Source organism: Streptomyces sp. HPF1205 (assembly GCF_020400825.1).
Classification (GTDB): Bacteria; Actinomycetota; Actinomycetes; order Streptomycetales; family Streptomycetaceae; genus Actinacidiphila.
In genome coordinates this window covers 165,182-187,567 of sequence record NZ_JAINVH010000004.1, presented here as the reverse complement: position 1 = coordinate 187,567, position 22,386 = coordinate 165,182, and the positions used below count along the sequence as shown (strand labels likewise).

17 protein-coding genes are annotated in these 22,386 nt (G+C 74.3%); 7 read left to right on the top strand and 10 right to left on the bottom strand.

Features of this window, described 5'->3' with window-relative positions; translation table 11 throughout:
- Window positions 1-5: 5 nt before the first annotated feature.
- Both K7G61_RS06735 and K7G61_RS06730 read right to left on the bottom strand, forming a co-directional pair.
- On the bottom strand, window positions 6-2,627 hold the full coding sequence (locus tag K7G61_RS06735) for a helix-hairpin-helix domain-containing protein (protein ID WP_308190595.1): 2,622 nt from the start codon (window positions 2,625-2,627) through the stop codon (window positions 6-8).
- A gap of 35 nt (window positions 2,628-2,662) precedes the next feature.
- Window positions 2,663-3,643 carry an aldo/keto reductase gene (locus tag K7G61_RS06730; RefSeq protein ID WP_225845731.1) on the bottom strand — a complete coding sequence of 327 codons (981 nt, stop codon included), beginning with the start codon at window positions 3,641-3,643 and terminating at the stop codon, window positions 2,663-2,665.
- A gap of 130 nt (window positions 3,644-3,773) precedes the next feature.
- Here K7G61_RS06730 and K7G61_RS06725 point away from each other — a divergent pair, with 130 nt between their 5' ends.
- Entirely contained in the window at window positions 3,774-4,823 is a 1,050-nt protein-coding gene (locus tag K7G61_RS06725) for an LLM class F420-dependent oxidoreductase (RefSeq protein WP_225845730.1), read from the top strand.
- 125 nt (window positions 4,824-4,948) lie between these two features.
- On the opposite strand, the gene K7G61_RS06720 is transcribed toward K7G61_RS06725, so the two are convergent.
- Window positions 4,949-5,563: a hypothetical protein gene (locus tag K7G61_RS06720; RefSeq protein WP_225845878.1), complete on the bottom strand. Its 615-nt coding sequence runs from the start codon at window positions 5,561-5,563 to the stop codon at window positions 4,949-4,951.
- 202 nt (window positions 5,564-5,765) lie between these two features.
- Here K7G61_RS06720 and K7G61_RS06715 point away from each other — a divergent pair, with 202 nt between their 5' ends.
- From K7G61_RS06715 to mshC, 4 genes are all read left to right on the top strand, one after another.
- Window positions 5,766-6,473, top strand: a complete 708-nt coding sequence (locus tag K7G61_RS06715; RefSeq protein WP_225845729.1) for a histidine phosphatase family protein — start codon at window positions 5,766-5,768, stop codon at window positions 6,471-6,473.
- A gap of 194 nt (window positions 6,474-6,667) precedes the next feature.
- Window positions 6,668-7,258 (top strand): DUF3090 domain-containing protein, encoded by a 591-nt coding sequence (locus K7G61_RS06710; RefSeq protein WP_225845728.1) that lies wholly within the window; start codon window positions 6,668-6,670, stop codon window positions 7,256-7,258.
- Window positions 7,222-8,040, top strand: a complete 819-nt coding sequence (locus K7G61_RS06705) for an SCO1664 family protein (RefSeq protein WP_225845727.1) — start codon at window positions 7,222-7,224, stop codon at window positions 8,038-8,040. The genes K7G61_RS06710 and K7G61_RS06705 overlap by 37 nt, the downstream gene beginning before the upstream one ends.
- A 183-nt stretch (window positions 8,041-8,223) precedes the next feature.
- Window positions 8,224-9,453: a cysteine--1-D-myo-inosityl 2-amino-2-deoxy-alpha-D-glucopyranoside ligase gene (mshC, locus tag K7G61_RS06700; RefSeq protein ID WP_225845726.1), complete on the top strand. Its 1,230-nt coding sequence runs from the start codon at window positions 8,224-8,226 to the stop codon at window positions 9,451-9,453.
- Window positions 9,454-9,510: 57 nt separating this feature from the next.
- Here mshC and K7G61_RS06695 read toward each other — a convergent pair whose 3' ends face one another.
- The 3 genes from K7G61_RS06695 to K7G61_RS06685 form a co-directional block, all read right to left on the bottom strand.
- Window positions 9,511-10,608: a PAC2 family protein gene (locus K7G61_RS06695; RefSeq protein ID WP_225845725.1), complete on the bottom strand. Its 1,098-nt coding sequence runs from the start codon at window positions 10,606-10,608 to the stop codon at window positions 9,511-9,513.
- Between the two features lie 238 nt (window positions 10,609-10,846).
- Complete coding sequence (locus K7G61_RS06690; RefSeq protein ID WP_225845724.1) at window positions 10,847-11,518, bottom strand: FadR/GntR family transcriptional regulator; 672 nt, start codon at window positions 11,516-11,518, stop codon at window positions 10,847-10,849.
- A 149-nt stretch (window positions 11,519-11,667) separates the two neighbouring features.
- Entirely contained in the window at window positions 11,668-12,504 is an 837-nt protein-coding gene (locus K7G61_RS06685; protein WP_225845723.1) for a helix-turn-helix domain-containing protein, read from the bottom strand.
- A 195-nt stretch (window positions 12,505-12,699) separates the two neighbouring features.
- Here K7G61_RS06685 and K7G61_RS06680 point away from each other — a divergent pair, with 195 nt between their 5' ends.
- The gene (locus K7G61_RS06680) at window positions 12,700-13,275 is read left to right on the top strand and encodes a TIGR03086 family metal-binding protein (RefSeq protein WP_225845722.1); all 576 of its coding nucleotides are present in this window, start codon (window positions 12,700-12,702) and stop codon (window positions 13,273-13,275) included.
- 58 nt (window positions 13,276-13,333) lie between these two features.
- On the opposite strand, the gene K7G61_RS06675 is transcribed toward K7G61_RS06680, so the two are convergent.
- The 4 genes from K7G61_RS06675 to K7G61_RS06660 form a co-directional block, all read right to left on the bottom strand.
- Window positions 13,334-14,944: a glycerol-3-phosphate dehydrogenase/oxidase gene (locus K7G61_RS06675; protein ID WP_225845721.1), complete on the bottom strand. Its 1,611-nt coding sequence runs from the start codon at window positions 14,942-14,944 to the stop codon at window positions 13,334-13,336.
- 7 nt (window positions 14,945-14,951) lie between these two features.
- Window positions 14,952-16,511, bottom strand: coding sequence for a glycerol kinase GlpK (gene glpK / locus K7G61_RS06670; RefSeq protein ID WP_225845720.1), 1,560 nt, complete (start codon window positions 16,509-16,511; stop codon window positions 14,952-14,954).
- Between the two features lie 70 nt (window positions 16,512-16,581).
- Window positions 16,582-17,367 carry an MIP/aquaporin family protein gene (locus K7G61_RS06665; protein ID WP_225845719.1) on the bottom strand — a complete coding sequence of 262 codons (786 nt, stop codon included), beginning with the start codon at window positions 17,365-17,367 and terminating at the stop codon, window positions 16,582-16,584.
- Window positions 17,368-17,561: 194 nt separating this feature from the next.
- Entirely contained in the window at window positions 17,562-18,326 is a 765-nt protein-coding gene (locus K7G61_RS06660) for an IclR family transcriptional regulator (RefSeq protein WP_225845718.1), read from the bottom strand.
- A 238-nt stretch (window positions 18,327-18,564) separates the two neighbouring features.
- Here K7G61_RS06660 and metH point away from each other — a divergent pair, with 238 nt between their 5' ends.
- Window positions 18,565-22,113 (top strand): methionine synthase, encoded by a 3,549-nt coding sequence (metH, locus tag K7G61_RS06655; RefSeq protein ID WP_225845717.1) that lies wholly within the window; start codon window positions 18,565-18,567, stop codon window positions 22,111-22,113.
- The last annotated feature ends 273 nt before the right edge of the window (window positions 22,114-22,386 follow it).

Here is a 22,386-nt window from a genome sequence, read left to right as displayed (position 1 = left end):
CGGCCTCAGGAGACCAGGTCGCGCAGCACCCAGCTCAGCCGGGTCGTCCGGAGCCTGGCCGGCGGGCCGGCCACGGCCCGGGCCAGGCCCTGGTCGGCGCCCTGCACGACCGACAGGTGGCGTTCGCCGCGCGCGAACGCCGTGTAGACCCAGGAGCGGGTCAGCAGCGGGCCCGCGTCGCCCGGAACGACCACCACGACCGCGGGCCAGCGCATGGCCGCGGCCTGGTGGCCGGTGAGCGCCCAGCCGTGCCGGACCGCCGCCGCCACGTCCTCGCGAGGGACGAGCACAGGCTCGCCCGGCCCGCCGCCCGACTCCAACTCCAGCCGCAGCCCGGCCTGTTCGGCGCCGGCCACGGTGCCGGGCAGCACATGGCCCGGCCCGGTGACCAGGACCACCCGGTCCCCGGGGTCGAAGCCGCCGAACCGGCCGGGGCCGGGGTTGAGGCGCTCCTTCAGCGCCGCGTTGAGCGCGCGCGTGCCGGCCGGGCCGCCGTGCGCGAGGGTGATCACCTGGGTGCGGTCGGCGGATACGCCGATCGCCCGGGGCACCGAGTCGGCCACCAACTGGACCGTCCGCAGCACCGCCTCGGCCGGGTCGTGCACCGGGACGACCACGACCTCCTTGGCCGGGGCGTCGACGGCGGCGAGCTCGCCCGCCCCGATGTACGAGATCAGCTCGCCGATCGGGCCCGGGTCGGGGGTACGCGAGGTGACCCGCGGGCACGCCTTGCTCGCCAGCAGGTCGGCGAAGGCGCGGCCGGGCCCCGCCGACCACAGCGCGAACTCGTCCCCGCTCAGCACCAGCCGCGCGCCGTCGGGCACCGCCTCGACCAGCGTGGCCGCCTCCTCGGCGGACAGCTGGGGGGCGTCCAGCACGGCCAGCAGGTCCAGGGCGAGGCTGCCGTCCGGCGCCCGGCCCGGCCCGCCCCGGCCGGCCAGCAGGCCCGCGACGGTCACCGCGGCATCGGCGCCCACCGCCTCCGCCAGCCGCCGCCGGCCGTTGTCCGTGTACGCCGCCGCGTACGCCCGCAGGCCCGCGGCCCGCGCCGCCCGGACCAGGGCGGCGGGCTCCGCGCGCGCCGCCTCGCCCCCGGTGTGCAGCACCAGGCCGCTGCCCGCCGCCGTGCGGATGAGCTGCGCGGCCGACGCGGAGGGAGCCGAGGCCGCGGCCTTCTCCCACGTCCCGGCGTCACTGTCGTCCTCGAAGGACCGCAGCAGGCGCAGGCAGCCGTCGGCCAGGCTCTCCTCCGCCAGCGCATACCGGTCCAGGCCCAGCAGCAGCGGTACGGGGGCGGTGTCCTCGTCCTCGTCCACGTCCCCGTCGTCACCGCGAGGCTCGGGGAGCGGGACGGACTCGTCGCGGAAGACCAGTACGTGGCCGTCCTCCACGGACGCGGCCACGGCCGCGTCGGGGTCGGGCACCCCGTAACCGGCCAGGGCGGCCTTCACCGCCTCGGCGCGCAGCGCGGTGTGGCCCTCCAGCGCGGCCCGCTCCATCACGTGCCCGACCAGGGCCCGCGCCCGGCGCTCGTCGCCCGGCCCGGTCGCCCCGGCCGGCACGGCCCGCGCGAAGGCGTCCGCCTGCTCCACCCGCACGCCCGGGACACCGAGCACCAGCCAGGGGTCCGCCCGCAGGGCCTCGGCCGCGCCCTCGCCCAGCAGCCGCACGACCGGCTCCGCCAGGTCGGCGGGCGCGCCGCCCGAGGTGAGGGCGACGCGGGCGGCGTCGACGGCCCGCGGGTCCACGGGAGCCTTCCGCGCGGCGAACGGAGCGGGAGCGGCCGCCGCGGTGGCGGCCGGCGGCCCACCGCGGGCTCGCTGCTGTTGCTCGGGCCGCTCCCCACCCCCTTGGGAGCCGCGCGCCCGCGCGTGTCCGGCATCCGTGGTGTCGTCGGGGCGTGTGCGTCCGGCGTCCGCGGTGTCCTCGGTTCGGGTGCTGTCCGGTTGTGCCGCTCGGGTGTTCGTGGGCTGTGCGGTCCGGGCGTCGTCGGGGCGTGTGCGTCCGGCGTCCGTGGTGTCGTCGGTTCGGGTGCTGTCCGGTTGTGCCGTCCCGGTGCCGTCTCCCGGCCGCGCCGCGCGGGTGCCGCTCGCCGCTCGGGCGCCGTCCCGTTCCCCCGCCTGATCGTCTTCGCCTTCCGCCGCCTGGACCCGACCCGGGCGCGCCGCCCGGCTCTCGTCCGGCGGTGCCTCCCCTTCCTCCGGCTCCGCCGCCCCCTCCTCAGCCGGCCGGGGCTCGGGTGACGGCGGGTCAGGGGTGGCCCGGTCCGCCGACCCGGGGCCGCCCGGCGCCGGCCGGCCCGCCTCTTCCGCCTCCCGCGCCTGCATCTCGGCGGCCTCGGCGGCCATCGCCTCACGCCTGCGTCGGCGGGCCTCGGACGCGTCGCCGCGCGGGGCCGGGGCAGCGGGGTTCTCGCCGCGTTCGATGGAGCGGACGGCCGCCGCCAGACCGGCCAGGTCGGGGCGGCGCACCGGACCACCGGGGGCAGGGGCGGCACCGCCGCCGGAACGGCCCGCCCCCTCGCTGCCGCTCGCCGGCGGGGCGTCCGGGCCTTCCGCCGGGGCGTCCGGGGCCGGGGCCTGGCCGGGATCCTGGGCGTGCGGGTCGGCGGGTCGGCGGTCGGTCACGGTGGGGGCCTCCGGTCGTGCGGTGGAGCCACGGCTCACAAAGTGCTCCAGTCGTGGTCCGGGTAGCGGTGCAGCGGCGCCGAGACGTCGTCCAGCGCCAGGCAGATCTCTTCCGGAAGAGTAAGGGCCTCCACCGACAACGCGGCCGTGAGCTGGGCGGCGTTGCGGGCGCCGAGGATGGGCGCGGTCACGCCCGGCCGGTCGCGGACCCAGGCCAGGGCGACGTGGAGCGGCGAGACGGCCAGCCCGTCGGCCGCTATGGCCAGCGCGTCCACGATCAGGCGGGCGGTCTCGTCCAGATAGGGGGCCACGAACGCGGCCATGTCCTCGGAGCCGCCCCGCGAGTCGGCCGGGGTGCCGTGCCGGTACTTGCCGGTCAGGACACCGCGCCCCAGCGGGGAGGAGGGCAGCACGCCGACCCCCAGGTCGAGCGCGGCCGGGAGCACCTCGCGCTCGATCCCGCGCTGCAGCAGCGAGTACTCCATCTGCGTACTGGCCAGCGGGGTCCGGCCGGGGGCCGCGAGCTGCCAGGCCGCCGCCTTGGCCAGCTGCCAGCCGCAGAAGTTGGACACCCCCACGTAGCGCGCCCGGCCGGAGCTGACGGCGATGTCCAGGGCCTGGAGCGTCTCGTCCAGCGGGGTGTCCGGGTCGAAGGCGTGCACCTGCCACAGGTCCACGTAGTCCGTGCCCAGCCGCTGGAGCGAGGCGTCGAGCGCGGACAGCAGATGGCCCCGGGAGGTGTCGAACCGCCGGTACGGATCCGGCACGCTGCCGGCCTTCGTGGCGATCACCAGGTCCGCCCGCGGCACCAGGTCCTCGACCAGCCGGCCGAGCAGGTACTCGGCGCCACCGTCCGCGTAGACGTCGGCCGTGTCGACCAGCGTGCCGCCGGCGTCCCAGAACGCCTTGAGCTGGTCGGCGGCGTCGCGTTCGCCGGTGCCGCGTCCCCACGTCAGAGTGCCGAGCCCGAGACGGGACACGCGCAACCCGGTGCGGCCCAGGTGCCTATGCTCCATGGACGCTGAGGCTAGCGCCCGGGACGGCCGAATGGGCAGCAGTGACGTACCCGACAGGCGACGGGGCCCGGGCGAGCCGCTACAGTCCGTGGGGACGACGACGTTACTCATCGGTAGACAGGGGACTGGCATGCGGCTCGGGATCAACCTCGGCTACTGGGGCGCCGGCATGGACGGCGACAATCTGGCCGTCGCGCAGGAGGCGGACAGGCTGGGGTACTCCGTGTGCTGGGCCGCCGAGGCGTACGGCTCCGACGCGGCCACCGTGCTGTCCTGGGTGGCCGCGAAGACCGAGCGGATCGACGTCGGCTCGGCCATCTTCCAGATCCCCGCCCGCACCCCGGCCATGACCGCGATGACCGCGGCCACGCTCGACTCCCTGTCCGGCGGCCGCTTCCGGCTGGGCCTCGGCGTCTCGGGACCGCAGGTCTCCGAGGGCTGGTACGGCGTCAGGTTCGACAAGCCGCTGTCCCGCACCCGGGAGTACGTGGACATCGTCCGCAGGGCGATGAGCCGCGAGCGGCTGACGTACGAGGGCGAGCACTGGACGCTGCCGCTGCCCGGCGGGCCGGGCAAGCCGATCAAGCTGACCGTTCACCCGCAGCGCGAGCACATTCCGCTCTACATCGCCGCCATCGGACCGCGGAACCTGGAGCAGACCGGGGAGATCGCCGACGGCGCCCTCCTGATCTTCCCGGCCGCCGACCACCTGGAGGACACCGCGCTGCGGCACCTGCGCGCGGGCCGCGAGAAGGCCGGCCTGACGATGGACGGCTTCGACGTCTGCCCCACCCTGCCGCTGGCCCTCGGCGACGACATCCCGGCCCTCGCCGACATCTTCCGCCCCTACACCGCCCTGTACGTGGGCGGCATGGGCAGCCGCGAGCAGAACTTCTACAACCGGCTCGCCCGGCGCATGGGATACGAGAAGGAGGCCGCCGAGATCCAGGAGAAGTACCTGGCGGGCGACAAGGAGGGCGCCGCGGCCGCGGTGCCGCGCGAACTGATCGACTCCACGTGCCTGCTCGGGCCGGTGGAGCGGATCGCCGAGCGCATGGCCCAGTACGCGGCGGCCGGCGTCACCACCCTGACCCTCGCACCGGCCGGCTTCTCGCTGGAGGAGCGGCTCGCCGGGCTGCGCGCGGGCGTCGAGGCGATGGAGCGCGCGGGCCTGGGGTGACGCGGCCCGGCTCCGGGCACGGTCAGCGGCCCGGCTCGACCCGGCCCCGTTCCCGGCACGACCGCGGCCCGGCCCCGCCCGTGGCGTGGCGCCGGCCGGGCCGGGCCGCGGCGCGCGGCACCGGTTCAGCCGGGGACCAGGCGCCCCAGCAGCCGGCCGAAGTCGATCAGCCGGGCTATCTGCCCGGCCCCGCCGTCGTCCAGGGACTTGCTGAACCGGAACGCCTCGGGACGGAGCTTCGCGGACGCCACCTGCAGCGGCGCGTCGGGATCGGGCTGCACCGCCGACAGCTCGTGCGGCATCGCGGTGGCCAGCACCAGGTACACCCCCCGGTCGATCCGCCGCCCGCGCTCGTCCCGCCCCACCAGGGTCCGCATGCCGACGTGCCCGATCGTCTCCAGCGGCAGCACCTGCACCGACGAGTCCAGCACGGTGCCGCCCGGCGCGTCGCCGTCGGCCAACTCCTCGCTGTGCCACAGGATCAGCCGCCGGCCGTCGCAGACCGCCGCCTCCTGCCAGACCGAGGCCCCCGCCTCGGTCAGGTCGACCACCCGCTCCAGGGTGAAGCCGCGCACCCGGCGGCGGCCGAGCACGCCCGCGATGGCGTCCATGGCGACGTCCGCGTGCAGGAAGTACACCCCGGCGGCGTCTTCCAGACGGGTGTACGGAGACCAGTCCGTCCCCGCGGGAGCCGCCCCCGTCGCAGCCGGCGGACGGCTCCTCGTCGCCTTGCTGAACATCGTCACCTGCTTCGCGATCCCGAGTGCCGGGGCCTCCCCGACCCCTGCTGAACCTTACCCACGGGGCCGCGCGGCGGGGCCCGGACAGCACGGACCGCGATCGGGCAATTCCACGGCCGTGGTGGGGGCTCGGGGGGATCTTCCCCGCCACGGCCGTCACCCAGCACAACGGCCGCGCCCCGGAAGGGTTACGGTGGCGGGCATGCCCACCGTGATCCTTGTCCGCCACGGCCGGTCCACCGCCAACGCCGACGGTGTGCTCGCCGGATGGAGCCCCGGCGTCGCCCTGGACGACACCGGCCGGGCCCAGGCCACCGCGCTCGCCGCCCGCCTCGCCGCCCTCCCGCTGGCCGCCGTGGTCAGCAGCCCGCTGCAGCGCTGCCGGGAGACCGTGGAGCCGCTGCTCGGCACCCGCCCCGCCCTCCCGCTGCACACCGACGACCGGATCGGGGAATGCCACTACGGCGACTGGACCGGCCGCAAGCTGAGCGAACTGGCCGAGGAACCGCTGTGGACCACGGTGCAGCGCCACCCCTCCGGCGTGGTCTTCCCCGGACCCGAGGGGGAGTCGATGCGGGCGATGCAGGCCCGCGCGGTGGACGCCGTACGCGACTGGAACACCAGGATCGAGGCCGAGCACGGCCCCGACGCGCTCTACCTCATGTGCTCGCACGGCGACATCATCAAGGCGCTCGCCGCCGACGCGCTGGGCCTGCACCTGGACCTCTTCCAGCGGATCGGCACCGAGCCGTGCTCGGTCACCGTGATCCGCTACACCCCGCACCGCCCCTTCCTGCTCCGGCTCGGCGACACCGGCGACCTCACCGCGCTGATGCCCTCCGAACGCCCGCAGGGCCCGGCGGGCGAGCCGGACGACGCCGTCGTCGGGGGCTCCACGGGCACCCCGTGATCAGCTTCCGCAGTAGGGTGGGTGACCGGCAGCGGCCGCGCCCGACCCGGTAGCGGCCCGCACCGGCCGCGTACCGCCCGGGTACGCCGCGGCCCGTACCGCGGCGCCACCCACCAGCCCAGCAGCGCACCCCGCACCACCCGAGCCACAGCCGGTCAACCGATCATCGATCAGTCGAGCAAACGGAGCAGGACGTGCCCCGTCAGGTCTTCTACTACGAACACCCGGACCGCTTCGTGGCCGGCACCGTCGGCCAGCCGGGCCAGCGGACCTTCTTCCTGCAGGCCACCGCGGCAGGCAGGACCACCAGCGTCGCGCTGGAGAAGACCCAGGTGGCCGCTCTCGCGGAGCGGATCGACGAGCTGCTGGACGAGGTCGTCCGGCGTACGGGCGGCAGCGCCCCCGTCCCCGCCGTCGCCCCGGCCGAGCTCACGGACACCGCCCCGCTGGACGTCCCCGTCGAGGAGGAGTTCCGGGTCGGCACCATGGCACTGGCCTGGGACGGCGCCCACGAGCGCATGGTCATCGAGGCGCAGGCCCTGGTCGAACTGGTCGGCGACGACGAGGACGACCTGGAGGCCGCCGAGGAGCAGCTCCTCCAGGACGACGAGAACGGCCCGCCGCTGCTGCGGGTGATGCTCACCGGCGCCCAGGCCCGCTCCTTCGCCAAGCGCGCCCTCGACGTGGTCTCCGCCGGCCGCCCGCCCTGCCCCCTGTGCAGCCTCCCCCTGGACCCGGAAGGACACGTATGCCCGCGTCAGAACGGGTACCGGAGGTCGGCCTGAGCGCCACCGACACCCTCGTCCACGGTGAGCTGACCGTACGCGGACGGGTGACGGACGCGTCGAACGCCGTCCTGTACTGCGAGGCCGCGCACGAGGGCGCCACCTTGGCTTGCGTCTACAAGCCCGTCTCCGGGGAACGGCCGCTGTGGGACTTCCCCGACGGCACCCTCGCCCAGCGCGAGGTCGCCGCCTACCTGGTCTCCGAGGCCACCGGATGGGGCCTGGTGCCGCCCACGGTGCTGCGCGACGGGCCGTACGGCCAGGGCATGGTCCAGTTGTGGATCGACCCGCCGGCCGAGCAGGACGGGCCGCTGCTGGCCCTCACCGAGGACCCGGAACCAGCGCCCGGCTGGAAGGCCGTGGTCGAGGCCGAGGTGGAGGAGGGCCGGACCGCGCTGCTGGTGCACGCCGACGACATACGCCTGCGGCGGATAGCCGTCCTCGACGCCGTGATCAACAACGCCGACCGCAAGGGCGGCCACCTGCTGCCCGGCCCCGGCGGCCGCCTCTACGGCATCGACCACGGCGTCACCTTCCACACCGACGACAAGCTGCGCACCCTGCTGTGGGGCTGGGCCGGCGAACCGCTGCCCGCGCAGGCCCTGACCGTACTGGACGCACTCGCCGCCGAGCTGGCAGGCGCCCTCGGCGAGCGGCTCGCCGAGCTGCTGACCGCCGCCGAGACGGCCGCGCTGCGGGCCCGGGTCGACCGGCTGCTGGAGACCGGGCTGCACCCGCTGCCGGGCGGCCGGTGGCCGTCCATCCCCTGGCCTCCGGTGTGACGCGCGGCTTCCCGTACGGTACGGCGGACCGGGCCGTCCCCCCGGCACCCCGCCGGCCCGACGGTCGCGAGGACGTCCCGACCGCGAGGGGCCGCGACCGCGAGGAGCCCGCGGCCGGCATCGTGCGCGGTCATGGGGGTATCCGGCTCGTTTCGCGGCGACCCGCACGGTTAACCTCATGACATGCATGCCTGGCCTGCCCCCGACGTCCCAGCCCTTCCCGGCACGGGACGCGACCTGAGTCTCCACGACACCGCCACCGGTGGACCGGTGAGCGTCGAGCCGGGCCCCGTCGCCCGGATCTACGTGTGCGGTATCACCCCCTACGACGCCACCCACATCGGGCACGCGGCCACGTACAACGCGTTCGACCTCGTCCAGCGCGTGTGGCTCGACACCAAGCGCCAGGTGCACTACGTACAGAACGTCACCGATGTCGACGACCCGCTGCTGGAGCGCGCGGCGGCCACCGGCGACGACTGGACGGCCCTCGCCGAGCGCGAGACGGCCCTGTTCCGCGAGGACATGACGGCCCTGCGGATCCTGCCGCCCGCCCACTACATCGGAGCCGTCGAGGCCATACCGGGCATCGTGCCCCTGGTCGAGCGGCTGCGGGAGGCCGGCGCGGCCTACGAACTGGGCGGCGACACCTACTTCTCGGTCGAGGCCGACCCCGACTTCGGCAAGGTCTCCCGGCTCGACGCCGCCGCGATGAGGCTGCTGTCCGCCGAGCGCGGCGGCGACCCCGACCGGCCGGGCAAGAAGAACCCGCTCGACCCGGTGCTGTGGCTCGCGGCCCGCGAGGGCGAGCCGAGTTGGGACGGCGGCTCCCTGGGGCCGGGCCGGCCCGGCTGGCACATCGAGTGCGTCGCCATCGCCCTCGACCACCTCGGCATGGGCTTCGACGTCCAGGGCGGCGGCTCCGACCTGGCCTTCCCCCACCACGAGATGGGCGCCTCGCACGCCCAGGTCCTCACCGGCGCGTACCCGTTCGCCAAGGCCTACGTGCACGCCGGGATGGTCGCCCTGGACGGCGAGAAGATGTCCAAGTCCAAGGGCAACCTCGTCTTCGTCTCCACACTGCGGCGGGAGGGAGTGGACCCCGCCGCGATCCGGCTCGCCCTGCTGGCCCACCACTACCGGGCGGACTGGGAGTGGACGCCGTCGGTCCTGGCCGAGGCGGTGGAGCGGCTCGCCCGCTGGCGCTCCGCCGTGTCCCGGCCCGACGGGCCGCCCGCCGACGACCTGCTCGCGCGGATCCGCGCGGCTCTCGCGGACGACCTGGACGCGCCGAGGGCGCTGGCGGCCGTCGACGCCTGGGCCGCGCGGCAAGCGGCGGAAGGCGGTACGGACACCGGCGCCCCCGGCGAGGTCTCCCGCGCGGTGGACGCGCTGCTGGGCGTGGCCCTGTAACGGTCCTGGCGGGCCGGGTAGGAGCGCCGCGGCGCCGTCAGCGGGAGCGGCGAACCCTCAGTCGTCCGCTCCCGGCTCGCTGGAGGCGTCCGGGCCCTCCCGGCCCTCGGGACCCGACCGGTCCTGCCGGTCCGGGTGCTCCGACCGGTCCTGCTGATCCGGGTGGTCCGGGCGATCCTGCCGGTCCGGGTGATCCTGCTGGTGCGGGTGGTCCTGCCGGTCCTCGCGGGAGTCCGCGGGCTCCTCGTCCTCGCCCCGGGCCGGGCGCACCTGGGGCACGCCGTCCTCGCCCTCGCTCGCGTAGCTCCCGGCCTGGGGGTCGCGGCGGCGCAGATACCGCTCGAACTCCTTGGCGATGGCCTCGCCCGACGCCTCGGGGAGTTCGGCGGTGTCCCGCGCCTCCTCCAGGGTCTGGACGTACTCCGCGACCTCGCTGTCCTCGGCGGCGAGCTGATCGACGCCGACCTGCCAGGCGCGCGCGTCCTCGGGGAGCTCGCCCTGCGGGATACGCAGGTCGAGAAGGTCCTCCAGACGGTTGAGGAGGGCCAGGGTGGCCTTGGGGTTGGGCGGCTGGGACACGTAGTGCGGCACGGCCGCCCACAAGGACACGGCCGGGATGCCGGCGTGGGTGCACGCCTCCTGGAGGATGCCCACGATGCCGGTGGGGCCCTCGTACCGGGACTCCTCCAGGCTGAGCGCGGTCGCCAGGTCGGGGTCCGAGGTGACCCCGGTGACCGGTACGGGGCGGGTGTGCGGGGTGTCGCCCAGCAGCGCGCCGAGGACGACCACCATCTCCACGCCCAGCTCGTGTGCGTACCCCAGGATCTCGTTGCAGAACGAGCGCCAGCGCATGCTGGGCTCGATTCCGCGCACCAGGACCAGGTCACGGGGCTTGGGGGACTGGACGCGGACCACGGACAGCCGGGTCGTCGGCCAGGTGATGCGGCGCACTCCGCCGTCCATCCACACGGTGGGGCGGTTGACCTGGAAGTCGTAGTAGTCCTCGGCGTCCAGAGCCGCGAACACCTCGCCCTTGAACTCCCGGTCGATGTGCCCGACCGCGGTGGAGGCTGCGTCCCCGGCGTCGTTCCAGCCCTCGAACGCGGCCACCATGACCGGGTCGATCAGCTCGGGCACCCCCTCGAGCTCGATCACCCAGCGCCTCCTTCCGGCCGGCGGGGGCGGAGCCGTCCCCGTTCCGGCTGCTGTTCTTCTGCGTGCGGCACCAGCCTACGGCGTACCGGGCGCGCCGCCGCAGCCCGCCGCGGGAAGATCCCGGCCCCTGCCGGAGGCGGCGCGGCAGGCCCGCGGGCCCGGTCCGGGGCGCCGGGCACCGGCGGGGAATCGGCGGAAAATGGGCCCGGAATCGGCGGGAAACGCCTCGTCCCGGCCGTTACAGGGTGGATCGCAGCCACTGCTCGACGCTGGCCACGTGCACGGTCGCCCAACTGCGCGCCGCCTCCGCGTCCCGGTCCCGCAGGGCGCCGAGGATCGCCCGGTGCTCCCGCAGCGTGCGGGCGACCGCGTCCTCCTGGGTGAGGCCGCGCCAGACGCGCGCGCGGGTGGTCGGGCCGGACAGGCCGTCGAGCAGTGAGCACAGGACGGAGTTGCCGCAGCCCTGCACGATGCCGCGGTGGAACGCCAGGTCGGCGGTGACGAGTTCCTCGACGGACGGCTGCGGGCCGAGCGCGTCGAGCCCGCGCTCCAGGACGTCGAGCTCTTCCTCCGTGATCAGCGCCGCCGCCATGGCGGTGGCCGCGGGCTCCAGGATCCGCCGCACCTGGAGGAACTCCAGCACGGTGTCGTCGCGGTGGAAGTCCACCACGAAGCTCAGCGCCTCCAGCAGCAGCTGCGGGTCCAGGCTCGTGACATAGGTGCCGTCGCCCTGCCGGACGTCCAGGATGCGGATGAGCGACAGCGCCCGGACGGCCTCGCGCAGCGAGTTGCGTGACAGCCCCAGCCCGGCCGCCAGCTCGCTCTCCTTGGGCAGCCGGTCCCCGGGCCGCAGCGCCCCGGAGACGATCATCTCCTTGATCTTTTCGATGGCCTCGTCGGTGACCGCCATCAGCGCCCCCTTGGTACGTCGGGTCGTGGCGAGCGCCGCCAGCAGACCTCCGATGTCTTGCCGTCATTATGGGCCAGGTCCGCTGTACGGCCCAACAGCGCCCCCGCCCGCGGCCCGTGCTCACGCCCCCGCGCGCGCCCGCCGTGCCCTTACGGCTTCGCCACCCTCCCGCCCGCGTACCTGGCCGGCGGGGTGCCCACGGCCGCGGCGAAGTCGCGGGTGAGGTGGGCCTGGTCCGCGTAGCCGAGGTCGGCGGCCAGCGCCGCCCAGTCGACGCCCGGTCCCTCGTCCGCGCGAGCGGCCGCCTCGTGCAGCCGCGCCCGGCGCAGCACCCACTTCGGGGACGCCCCCACGTACTGCGCGAACAGCCGCTGCAGCCGCCGTACGGGGATGCCGAGCTGCCGCGCCAGGTCGTCGACGCGGAACGAATGGGGCCGGCCGGTGATGCGGGCGACCAGGTCCGCGACCTCGGCCACCCGCGGGTCGGGGGTGAGCGAGGGGAGCAGGCCGAGCAGGAAACGGTCGGCGAGCGCGGCCATGGCGCCGAGGTCGTCCAGCGCGAGGACGGCGGGGCTCAAGGACGCCACCCGGGCGCCCGCGTCCGCACCGAACCGGGCGGAGAGCAGCTGCTCCGCAGGCACCGTCCGGTCCAGCAGGTCCACCACGGGGCCCACCGTGAACGGGCGGAAGCCACCCGGCCGGAACTTCACCCCGAAGACCTGGCCGGCGCCGCGCAGCACCCGGACGAACAGCGCCCGCTGCACCCCGTACACCAGCGGCCCGACGTCCTCCAGGACCAGGTGGACACTGGGGTGGGCGAGCACCTTCTGCTCGTGGTCCGGCCTGCCGCGCAGGTCCCAGCGCGGGTTCCAGTAGAACTCCACGTAAGGAGCCAGCTCGGGGGCGGGCGGGTGCCGCCGCAGCTCCACGACGGAGGCCGCCGCGTCCGGGCGCAGCACCCCGCGCCCCATCGCCTGCCCGCTCATGCGGCCCACCCTAGGCCAACCCCAGGCCCTGTCTGACAAATCCCGCCTGTCCCGCGACGTCCGGCACGCACGCTCTCCCCCTGCCTTCGGCGGGAGGTACCCCCTGCGTTGCCGGTCGTCGGCGCGGCCCGCCCGGGCGGCCGGCCGTCGCGTTTGTTCAAGACGGGTGTGCGGCGGCCCCGTAGCGTTTCGGCCATGATCTTCCACCAGCAGCTCGCCGACAGCGCCGAGGAGGCGGCCCGGATAGCCGCCGCGGTCACGCCGGACCGGCTGGGCGGCGTCACGCCCTGTCCCGACTACGACACCCGCACCCTGGTCAACCACCTGGTCGCGTACACCGGCATCGGCATGGAGTGCCGCGCCCGGCGCGAGCCGCATCCGGAGGGCTTGGCCGAGCGCGACTTCACCGCCGACCCCGACTGGGCCGTCCAGTACGCCGGGGCACTGCGCCGCGCGGTCGCCGCCTGGGCCGACCCGGCGGCCTGGGAGGGTGAGATCCCCACGGGCGAGGGATCCATGCCCGCCGGGGCCATGGCCGAAATGCTCTTCCTCGAACTGGTGCTGCACGGCTGGGACCTGGCCAGGGCCACCGGACAGGAGTACCGGGCGAACGAGGCCACCGCGAGGCTGGCGCTGGCCGTCGTCCGCGAGCAGGCCGAGCTCTACCGGCAGTACAAGGGCTTCGGCGAGCCGGTGCCGCCGCCGCCGGGCGCCGGCGACCTGGAACTGGCCCTCGCGCTGTCCGGCCGCGACCCGGCCTGGTCCGCCTGAGCCTCCCGCGGAGCCGCCCTCCGTGGCGGCTCCGCGGCGCGGGCGCCCGCGCCCGCCGTCAGGGACGGGCCCTGAGGACCGCCGCCACGTCCTCGCGCACCTGGGGGGTGTCCAGGCCGCGGATGGTCAGCGTGGTACGGCGGCGCAGGACGTCGTCCACCTCGTACGCCCACTCGTGGTCGCGGGCCCAGACCACCTGGGCCCGGATCTCCGGGGCGTCCGGGTGGATCCGCTCGGCCAGGGCCGGGTCCTCGTTGGCCAGGCGGGCGATGTCGAAGGCGAGCGAGCCGTAGTGGGTGGCCAGGTGGCGGGCGGTGTCGGGGGCCATCCGGGGGCCGGGGGCGCCGCCGTCCACCAGCAGCCGGTGGGCGACCGCGGGCGGGCTGGCGAAACCGGGCAGGTGCGCGTGCCGCGGAAGCTGCGACACCGGCTCGATGTCCTCGCCCAGCGGGTGGCCGGGCAGTTCGGCGAGCTTGTTCAGCACGGTACGGCCGATGTGCCGGAACGTGGTCCACTTGCCGCCCGCGACCGACAGCATGCCGCCGCGGCCCTCGGTGACCACCGTCTCGCGCTTGGCCTTCGCGGTGTCCCCGGGGCCGCCGGGCAGCACCCGCAGCCCCGCGAAGGCGTAGGTGATCAGGTCCCGGGACAACTGCTGGTCGCGCACGGAGAGCGCGGCCTCGTCCAGGATCTGCGCGATGTCGGCCTCGGTGACCGCCACGTCCGCCGGGTCGCCCTCGTACGCCTCGTCGGTGGTACCCAGCAGCAGCATGTCCTCCCACGGCAGCGCGAAGGTGATGCGGTACTTGTCGATGGGGGTGGCCAGCGCCGCCCGCCACGGCGAGGTCCGCTTGAGCACCAGGTGGGCGCCCTTGGACAGCCGGATCGAGGGAGCCGCAGCCGGGTCCTCCATCCGCCGCAGGTGGTCCACCCACGGCCCGGTGGCGTTGAGCACCAGACGGGCGTCCACCCCGAACTCGGTGCCGTCGACGCGGTCGCGCAGCTCGGCGCCGGTCACCCGGCCCCTGGTGAAGCGCAGCCCGGTGACCTCGGAGTGGTTGAGGACGGTCGCGCCCGCGTCCACGGCCGCCCGTACCGTCATCAGCGCCATCCGGGCGTCGTTCATCTGCCCGTCCTCGTACACCGCCACCGCGCGCAGGTTGTCCGTGCGCAGCTCCGGCACGTCCCGCGCGGCCTTGGCCGGGCTGATCACGTGGCCGACACCGTCACGGAAGGCGGACAGGGCGGAGTACGCGAAGACGCCCGCGCCGAGCTTGGCCGCCCCGTGCGGGCCGCCCTTGTAGACCGGCAGGTAGAAGGTGAGGGGATTGGCCAGGTGCGGCGCGACGTCCCGGGAGACGGCGCGCCGCTCGAAGTGGTTCTCGGCGACCAGCTTCACCGCGCCGGTCTGCAGGTAGCGCAGGCCGCCGTGGAGCAGCTTGGAGGACGCCGAGGAGGTGGCGCCGGCGAAGTCGCCGGCCTCGACCATGGCCACCCGCAGCCCCGACTGCGCGGCGTGCCAGGCGGTGGTGATACCGAGAATCCCACCGCCGATCACCAGCAGGTCGTACGTGGCGCGCCCCAGCAGGTCGCGGGTCTCGGCCCGCCCGGGGTTCACGCCGGCCATCGGATGCGTCCCCAGGGAGGGGATCCGCTGCAGGGTGGTCATGGTTGCCTCAGTGCTCCTCTTCGATCCAGCCCATGGTCCGCTCGACGGCCTTGAGCCAGTTCTTGTATTCGCGGTCGCGGTCGGCCGCGTCCATCCGGGGGGTCCATTCCGCGGCCCGCTTCCAGTTCGCGCGCAGGGCGTCGGTGTCGGGCCAGAAGCCGACCGCGAGCCCGGCCGCGTAGGCCGCGCCCAGGCAGGTCGTCTCGGCGACCATGGGCCGCACCACGGGTGCGTCCAGGACGTCGGCCAGCGTCTGCATGAGCAGGTTGTTGGAGGTCATGCCGCCGTCGACCTTGAGCGCGCTCAGCTCGACGTCGGAGTCCTTGGTCATGGCGTCGGCGATCTCCCGGGTCTGCCAGGCGGTCGCCTCCAGCACGGCGCGGGCGATGTGCGCCTTGGTGACGTAGCGGGTCAGGCCCGCGATCACCCCGCGCGCGTCGTCCCGCCAGTAGGGCGCGAACAGGCCGGAGAAGGCCGGGACGAAGTACGCGCCGCCGTTGTCCTCCACCGACGAGGCCAGCGTCTCGATCTCGGCGGCGGTGGAGATCAGTCCCATCTGGTCGCGCATCCACTGCACCAGGGCGCCGGTGACGGCGATGGAGCCCTCCAGGGCGTAGACCGGCGCGTCGTCGCCGATCCGGTAGCCCACCGTGGTGATCAGGCCGTTGTAGGAGTTGACCGGGGTGCCGCCGGTGTTCATCAGCATGAAGGTGCCGGTGCCGTAGGTGGACTTCGCCTCGCCCTCGGCGAAGCAGGTCTGGCCGAACAGCGCGGCCTGCTGGTCGCCCAGCGCGGAGGCCACCGGCACGGCGTCCAGGCCGCCCACGCTCGTGGTCCCGTACACCTCCGAGGAGGAGCGGATCTCCGGCAGGACCGCGGCCGGTACCTCCATCGAGGCGAGGATGCGCTCGTCCCACTGCAGGGTGTGCAGGTTCATCAGCAGCGTGCGGGAGGCGTTGGTGACGTCGGTGACGTGCGCCCCGCCGTTCACTCCGCCGGTCAGGTTCCAGATCACCCAGGAGTCCATGGTCCCGAACAGGATGTCGCCGGCCTCCGCGCGCTCGCGCAGGCCCTCGACGTTGTCCAGCAGCCAGCGGATCTTCGGTCCGGCGAAGTACGAGGCCAGCGGCAGGCCGGTCTCGCGGCGGAACCGGTCCTGGCCGACGTTGCGGCCCAGTTCGCGGCACAGCGCGTCGGTACGGGTGTCCTGCCACACCAGGGCGTTGTGCACCGGCTCACCGGTGTGCCGGTCCCACAGGACGGTCGTCTCGCGCTGGTTGGTGATGCCGATCGCCTTGACGTCGGCGGGGGTGAAGCCGGGGATGTCCTGGCCGGCCTTGCGGATGGCGCCCGCCACCACCTCCTGGACGTTGGCCCAGATCTCGGCGGCGTCGTGCTCGACCCAGCCCGGCTTGGGGAAGATCTGCTCGTGCTCCTTCTGGTCGACGGCGACGATCCGGCCGTCGCGGTCGAAGACGATGCACCGGCTGGAGGTGGTGCCCTGGTCGATGGCGGCGATGAAGGGGCCGGTGCCGTGCGAGCCGGCCGAAGTCTGGGTGTCGGTCACGATCTGCTCCTCGGGTGGTCTGCGGGTCTGCGCCGGGTGACGGGGGCGGGTCCGGGTCCGGTGGGCCGGATCACGTGAAGGCGAGCTTGTACAGCCCGCCGGCGAGGGCGCCGCCGATCAGCGGGCCGACCACCGGGATCCAGGCGTAGCCCCAGTCGGACCCGCCCTTGTTGGGCAGCGGCAGGAGGCTGTGCACGATACGCGGTCCGAGGTCGCGGACCGGGTTGATCGCGTACCCGGTGGGACCGCCGAGCGACAGGCCGATGCCGACCACGATCAGCGAGGTGAGCAGGATGCCCAAGCCGTTCAGGGCCAGGCCGTCGGTCATGCCCTGGGTGAGGATGAACAGCACCAGCACGGTGGTGGCGATGATCTCGGTGAGCAGGTTCTGCACCGGGTTGCGGATCTCGGGGCCGGTGGAGAAGATCCCCAGCACCGGGCCGCCGGGCGCCTTGCGCCCGGTCACCGGGCCGGCCGGGTCGGCGTCGAGACCGGCCACCACCTCGGGGTCGGTCAGGTGCGCCTGGAACTGGCCCATGTAGACCACCCAGGCCAGGAACGCGCCGATCATCGCGCCGAGCATCTGGCCGATGAGGTAGTAGGGCACGGTGTGCCAGACGCCGGTCTTGATGGCGATGCCGAGGGTCACGGCGGGGTTGAGGTGGCCGCCGGAGTAGCCGTTGGCGATGTAGGCGCCGCCCACCACGGCGAAGCCCCAGCCGAACGTGATGGCGAGCCAGCCCGCGTTCTGGGCCTTCGACTTCTTCAGCACCACGGCGGCGACCACGCCGCAGCCGAGCAGGAGGAGGGTGGCGGTCCCGATGGTCTCGCCGATGACTATGTGGCCGTTGGACACAGCGACTCCTTTGTCTAAGCCCATATGCGGCGACCCGGGGCCGTCCGGTGTTCGACATTGTCGACCGCAGGTCGAAAGTCTCATACCGTTGGATCCGGCAGGTCAAGAGGGATGTGACCGAGCACTCCGGCCGTCCGTGTTTCGATTCGGACACGCCCGCCCCGGCCCGGGGCCGCGCCCGCCCGGCCGCGGCATCAGAACCGCCCCGCCCCCAGGTCCCGGGAGACGGCCCGGGCGCAGTCCCGTACCGCCGCCACCAGGCGGGACCGGACGCCGTCCGCGTCGCACATGCGCTCCACCGCGCCGGTGATGCCCACCGCGCCCACCGGCATCCGCCGCCGGTCGTACACCGGCGCCGCCACCGACGCCACGCCCTCCCAGGTCTCCTCCAGGTCCGCGGCCCAGCCCCGGGCCCGGGTCAGCTCCAGCACCTGCTCGAAGCCGGCCGCCCCGGTCACGGTGCGCGTGGTCAGCGGCGCACGCTCGCCCTCGGCGGCCTCGCTGTGCGCCACCGGGTCGAACGCCGACAGCACCTTGCCCAGGGCGGTGCTGTGCAGCGGCTGCATGGCGCCCACCTCCAGCACCTGCCGGCTGTCGTCGGGCCGGAAGACGTGGTGGACGATCAGCACGCCCTGCTGGTGCAGCACCCCCAGGTACGCGGCCTCGCCGCTGGACCTGGCCAGGTCGTCGGTCCACACCAGGGCCCTGGCGCGCAGCTCGTGCACGTCCAGGTAGCTGTTGCCCAGCCGCAGCAGCTCCGCGCCGAGCTGGTACTTGCCCGACACCGGGTCCTGCTCGACGAAGCCCTCCTGCTGCAGGGTGCGCAGGATGCCGTGCGCGGTGCCCTTGGCCAGGCCCAGCGAGGACGCCACGTCGGACAGGCCGAGCCTGCGCTCGCCGCCGGCCAGCAGCCTCAGGACGGCCGCCGCACGCTCCAGCGACTGAATGGGACCTGGCATGGGACGCACTCCAAGGAAGAACGGCGGGAGGCGCCGCGTGGCGCGCCCCCCGGTCGACATTGTCGACCGTCATCATCTCAGAGACGAGTGTGGCACCACCCGTCCGCCCTTCGGAATGGCTTCGAGAGCAGGCGGCCCCGGCGGCTACCCTGGCGGGGTGCGTGTCCTGCGCCCGGGGCCCCGGTCCCGGACAGGGCGGCGCATAGCCGACAGCCGTCGCACCCCAGGGAGCATCCCCATGGCCTCGCCGTCCCCTTCCGTCCCCTCCGCCTCCTCAGCGAGCGGCCCCGCCTCCGCGACAGCGGCGAGCGGCGCCCGCCCCGCCGCCCTGCGGGAGGCACTGGCCTCCCGCGTCGTCGTCGCCGACGGCGCCATGGGCACGATGCTCCAGGCGCAGAACCCCACGCTGGAGGACTTCGAGCAGCTGGAGGGGTGCAACGAGATCCTCAACATCACCCGTCCGGACATCGTGCGCTCGGTCCACGAGGCCTACCTCGCGGTCGGCGTGGACTGCGTCGAGACCAACACCTTCGGCGCCAACCTCAGCGCGATGGGCGAGTACGGGATCGCCGACCGGATCCACGAGCTGTCCGAGGCCGGCGCCCGGCTGGCCCGCGAGGCCGCCGACGGCGCCGCCGCCGACGGCCGCCCCCGCTGGGTGCTCGGCTCCATGGGCCCCGGCACCAAGCTGCCCACCCTCGGCCACACCACCTACGGCGCGCTGCGCGAGGGCTACGAGGCCAACGCGGCCGGCCTGATCGCCGGCGGCGCGGACGCGCTGGTGGTGGAGACCACCCAGGACCTGCTGCAGACGAAGGCCGCGATCCTGGGCGCCCGCCGCGCCCTGGACGCCGCCGGCGCCGACCTGCCGCTGATCTGCTCGGTGACGGTCGAGACCACCGGCACCATGCTGCTCGGCTCCGAGATCGGCGCCGCGCTGACCGCCCTGGAGCCGCTGGGCATCGACATGATCGGCCTGAACTGCGCGACCGGCCCGGAGGCGTACAGCGAGCACCTGCGCTACCTGGCCCGGCACGCCCGTATCCCGCTGTCGTGCATGCCGAACGCGGGCATGCCGATCCTGGCCCGGGACGGTGCCTCCTACCCCCTCACGCCGTCCCAGCTGGCCGACTTCCAGGAGACGTTCGTCCGCGAGTACGGACTGTCGCTGGTCGGCGGCTGCTGCGGCACGACCCCCGAGCACCTGCGGCAGGTCGTGGAACGCGTCCGCGGCCTGACCCCGGCCGAGCGCGACCCGCGCCCCGAACCCGGCGCCGCCTCCCTCTACCAGGCCGTCCCGTTCCGCCAGGACACCGCGTACCTGGCCATCGGCGAGCGCACCAACGCCAACGGCTCGAAGAAGTTCCGCGACGCGATGCTGGAGGGCCGCTGGGAGGACTGCGTGGAGCTGGCCCGCGAGCAGATCCGCGAGGGCGCCCACATGCTGGACCTGTGCGTGGACTACGTGGGCCGGGACGGCGTGGCCGACATGGCCGAGGTCGCCGGCCGGTTCGCCACCGCCTCCACCCTGCCGATCGTGCTGGACTCCACCGAGGTGGACGTCCTGCGGGCCGGACTGGAGAAGCTCGGCGGCCGGGCGGTGCTCAACTCGGTCAACTACGAGGACGGCGACGGCCCGGAGTCCCGGTTCGCCCGCGTCACCCGGCTGGCCGTCGAGCACGGCGCCGCCCTCATCGCGCTGACCATCGACGAGGAGGGCCAGGCGCGGACCGCGGAACGCAAGGTGGCCGTGGCCGAGCGGCTGATCGCCGACCTCACCGGCAACTGGGGCGTGCGCGAGTCCGACATCCTCATCGACTGCCTCACCTTCACCATCTGCACCGGCCAGGAGGAGTCCCGCAAGGACGGCGTGGCCACCATCGAGGCGATCCGCGAACTCAAGCGCCGCCACCCGGACGTGCAGACCACCCTCGGGCTGTCCAACATCTCCTTCGGTCTGAACCCCGCCGCCCGTACCGTCCTGAACTCCGTCTTCCTCGACGAGTGCGTCAAGGCCGGCCTCGACTCGGCCATCGTGCACGCGGCCAAGATCGTGCCGATCGCGCGCATCGACGAGGAGCAGCGCAAGGTCGCCCTCGACCTCGTCCACGACCGGCGCAGCGAGGGGTACGACCCCCTGCAGCGGCTGATGGAGCTGTTCGAGGGCGTCGACACCAAGTCCATGAAGGCCGGCAAGGCCGAGGAGCTCGCCGCCCTCCCGCTGGACGAGCGGCTGCAGCGGCGCATCATCGACGGCGAGAAGAACGGCCTGGCCGCCGACCTCGACGAGGCGCTGACCGAGCGGCCGGCCCTGGACATCGTCAACGACACCCTGCTGGCCGGGATGAAGGTGGTCGGCGAGCTGTTCGGGTCCGGCCAGATGCAGCTTCCCTTCGTCCTGCAGTCCGCCGAGGTCATGAAGGCCGCCGTCGCCCACCTCGAACCGCACATGGAGAAGACCGACGAGGGCGGCGGCAAGGGCACCATCGTGCTGGCCACCGTCCGCGGCGATGTCCACGACATCGGCAAGAACCTGGTCGACATCATCCTGACCAACAACGGCTACAACGTGGTCAACCTGGGCATCAAGCAGCCCGTCTCGGCGATCCTGGAGGCCGCCCAGGAGAACCGCGCCGACGTCATCGGCATGTCCGGGCTGCTGGTGAAGTCCACGGTGATCATGAAGGAGAACCTGGAGGAGCTCAATCAGCGCGGCCTGGCCGCCGACTACCCGGTCATCCTCGGCGGCGCGGCGCTCACCCGCGCCTACGTCGAGCAGGACCTGCACGAGCTTTACCAGGGCGAGGTCCGCTACGCCAGGGACGCCTTCGAGGGGCTGCGGCTGATGGACGCGCTGGTCGCCGTCAAGCGCGGGGTGCCCGGCCCCGCCCTGCCCGAGCTCAAGGCCCGCCGGGTGCCGCGCCGCGAGCGGCCCGCCGAGGAGCCCGACACCGAGCGCGGCCCGGTCCGCTCCGACGTGGCCACCGACAACCCGGTGCCCGTCCCGCCGTTCTGGGGCAGCCGCGTCGTCAAGGGCGTCCAGCTCGCCGACTACGCCTCCTGGCTCGACGAGGGCGCCCTGTTCAAGGGCCAGTGGGGCCTGAAGCAGTCGCGGGCGAGCGGGCCCACGTACGAGGAGCTGGTGGAGAGCGAGGGGCGGCCCCGGCTGCGCGGCCTGCTCACCAAACTGCAGTCCGAGGGGCTGCTGGAGGCCGCCGTCGCCTACGGCTACTTCCCGTGCGTGTCCAAGGGCGACGACCTGGTCGTGCTGCACGAGGACGGCACCGAGCGCACCCGCTTCACCTTCCCGCGGCAGCGCCGGGGGCGCCGGCTGTGCCTGGCCGACTTCTTCCGGCCCGAGGAGTCCGGCGAGGTCGACGTGGTCGGCTTCCAGGTCGTCACCGTCGGCGGCAGGATCTCCGACGCCACCGCGAAGCTGTTCGCCGCCGACTCCTACCGGGAGTACCTGGAACTGCACGGTCTGTCCGTCCAGCTCGCCGAAGCCCTCGCCGAGTACTGGCACGCCCGGGTCCGCGCCGAACTGGACATCGCCGGCGAGGACCCGCACGACATCGCGGACATGTTCGCCGTCAAGTACCGCGGCGCCCGCTTCTCGCTGGGCTACGGCGCCTGCCCCGACCTGGAGGACCGGGCCAAGATCGCGCAGCTGCTGGAGCCCGAGCGGATCGGCGTGAAGCTCTCCGAGGAGTTCCAGCTCCACCCCGAGCAGTCCACCGACGCGATCGTCATCCACCACCCCGAGGCGAACTACTTCAACGCCCGCTGAACCGGCCGCCGGGCGCCGGGAACGGCCGCCGCCCGGCGGCCCCGGCCGCCCGCCTCCCCCCGTACGGCCGCCGCCTGCGGCGCGCCCGCCCCGGGCGTGTTCACCGCGTGTTGCGGGCACGGTGGTGGACCGTTCACGTCCCATTGAGCGGTCCGCCGACGGCGGTCGTATTATTGACGGTCCGGCAGAGGCCGGTCGCCGCCCCGTACCGCGGGATGCGGCGACCGGCCTCTGTGCCCCCCGGAAAGCCCCGCGCCCTGCCGCGCCGGGGCC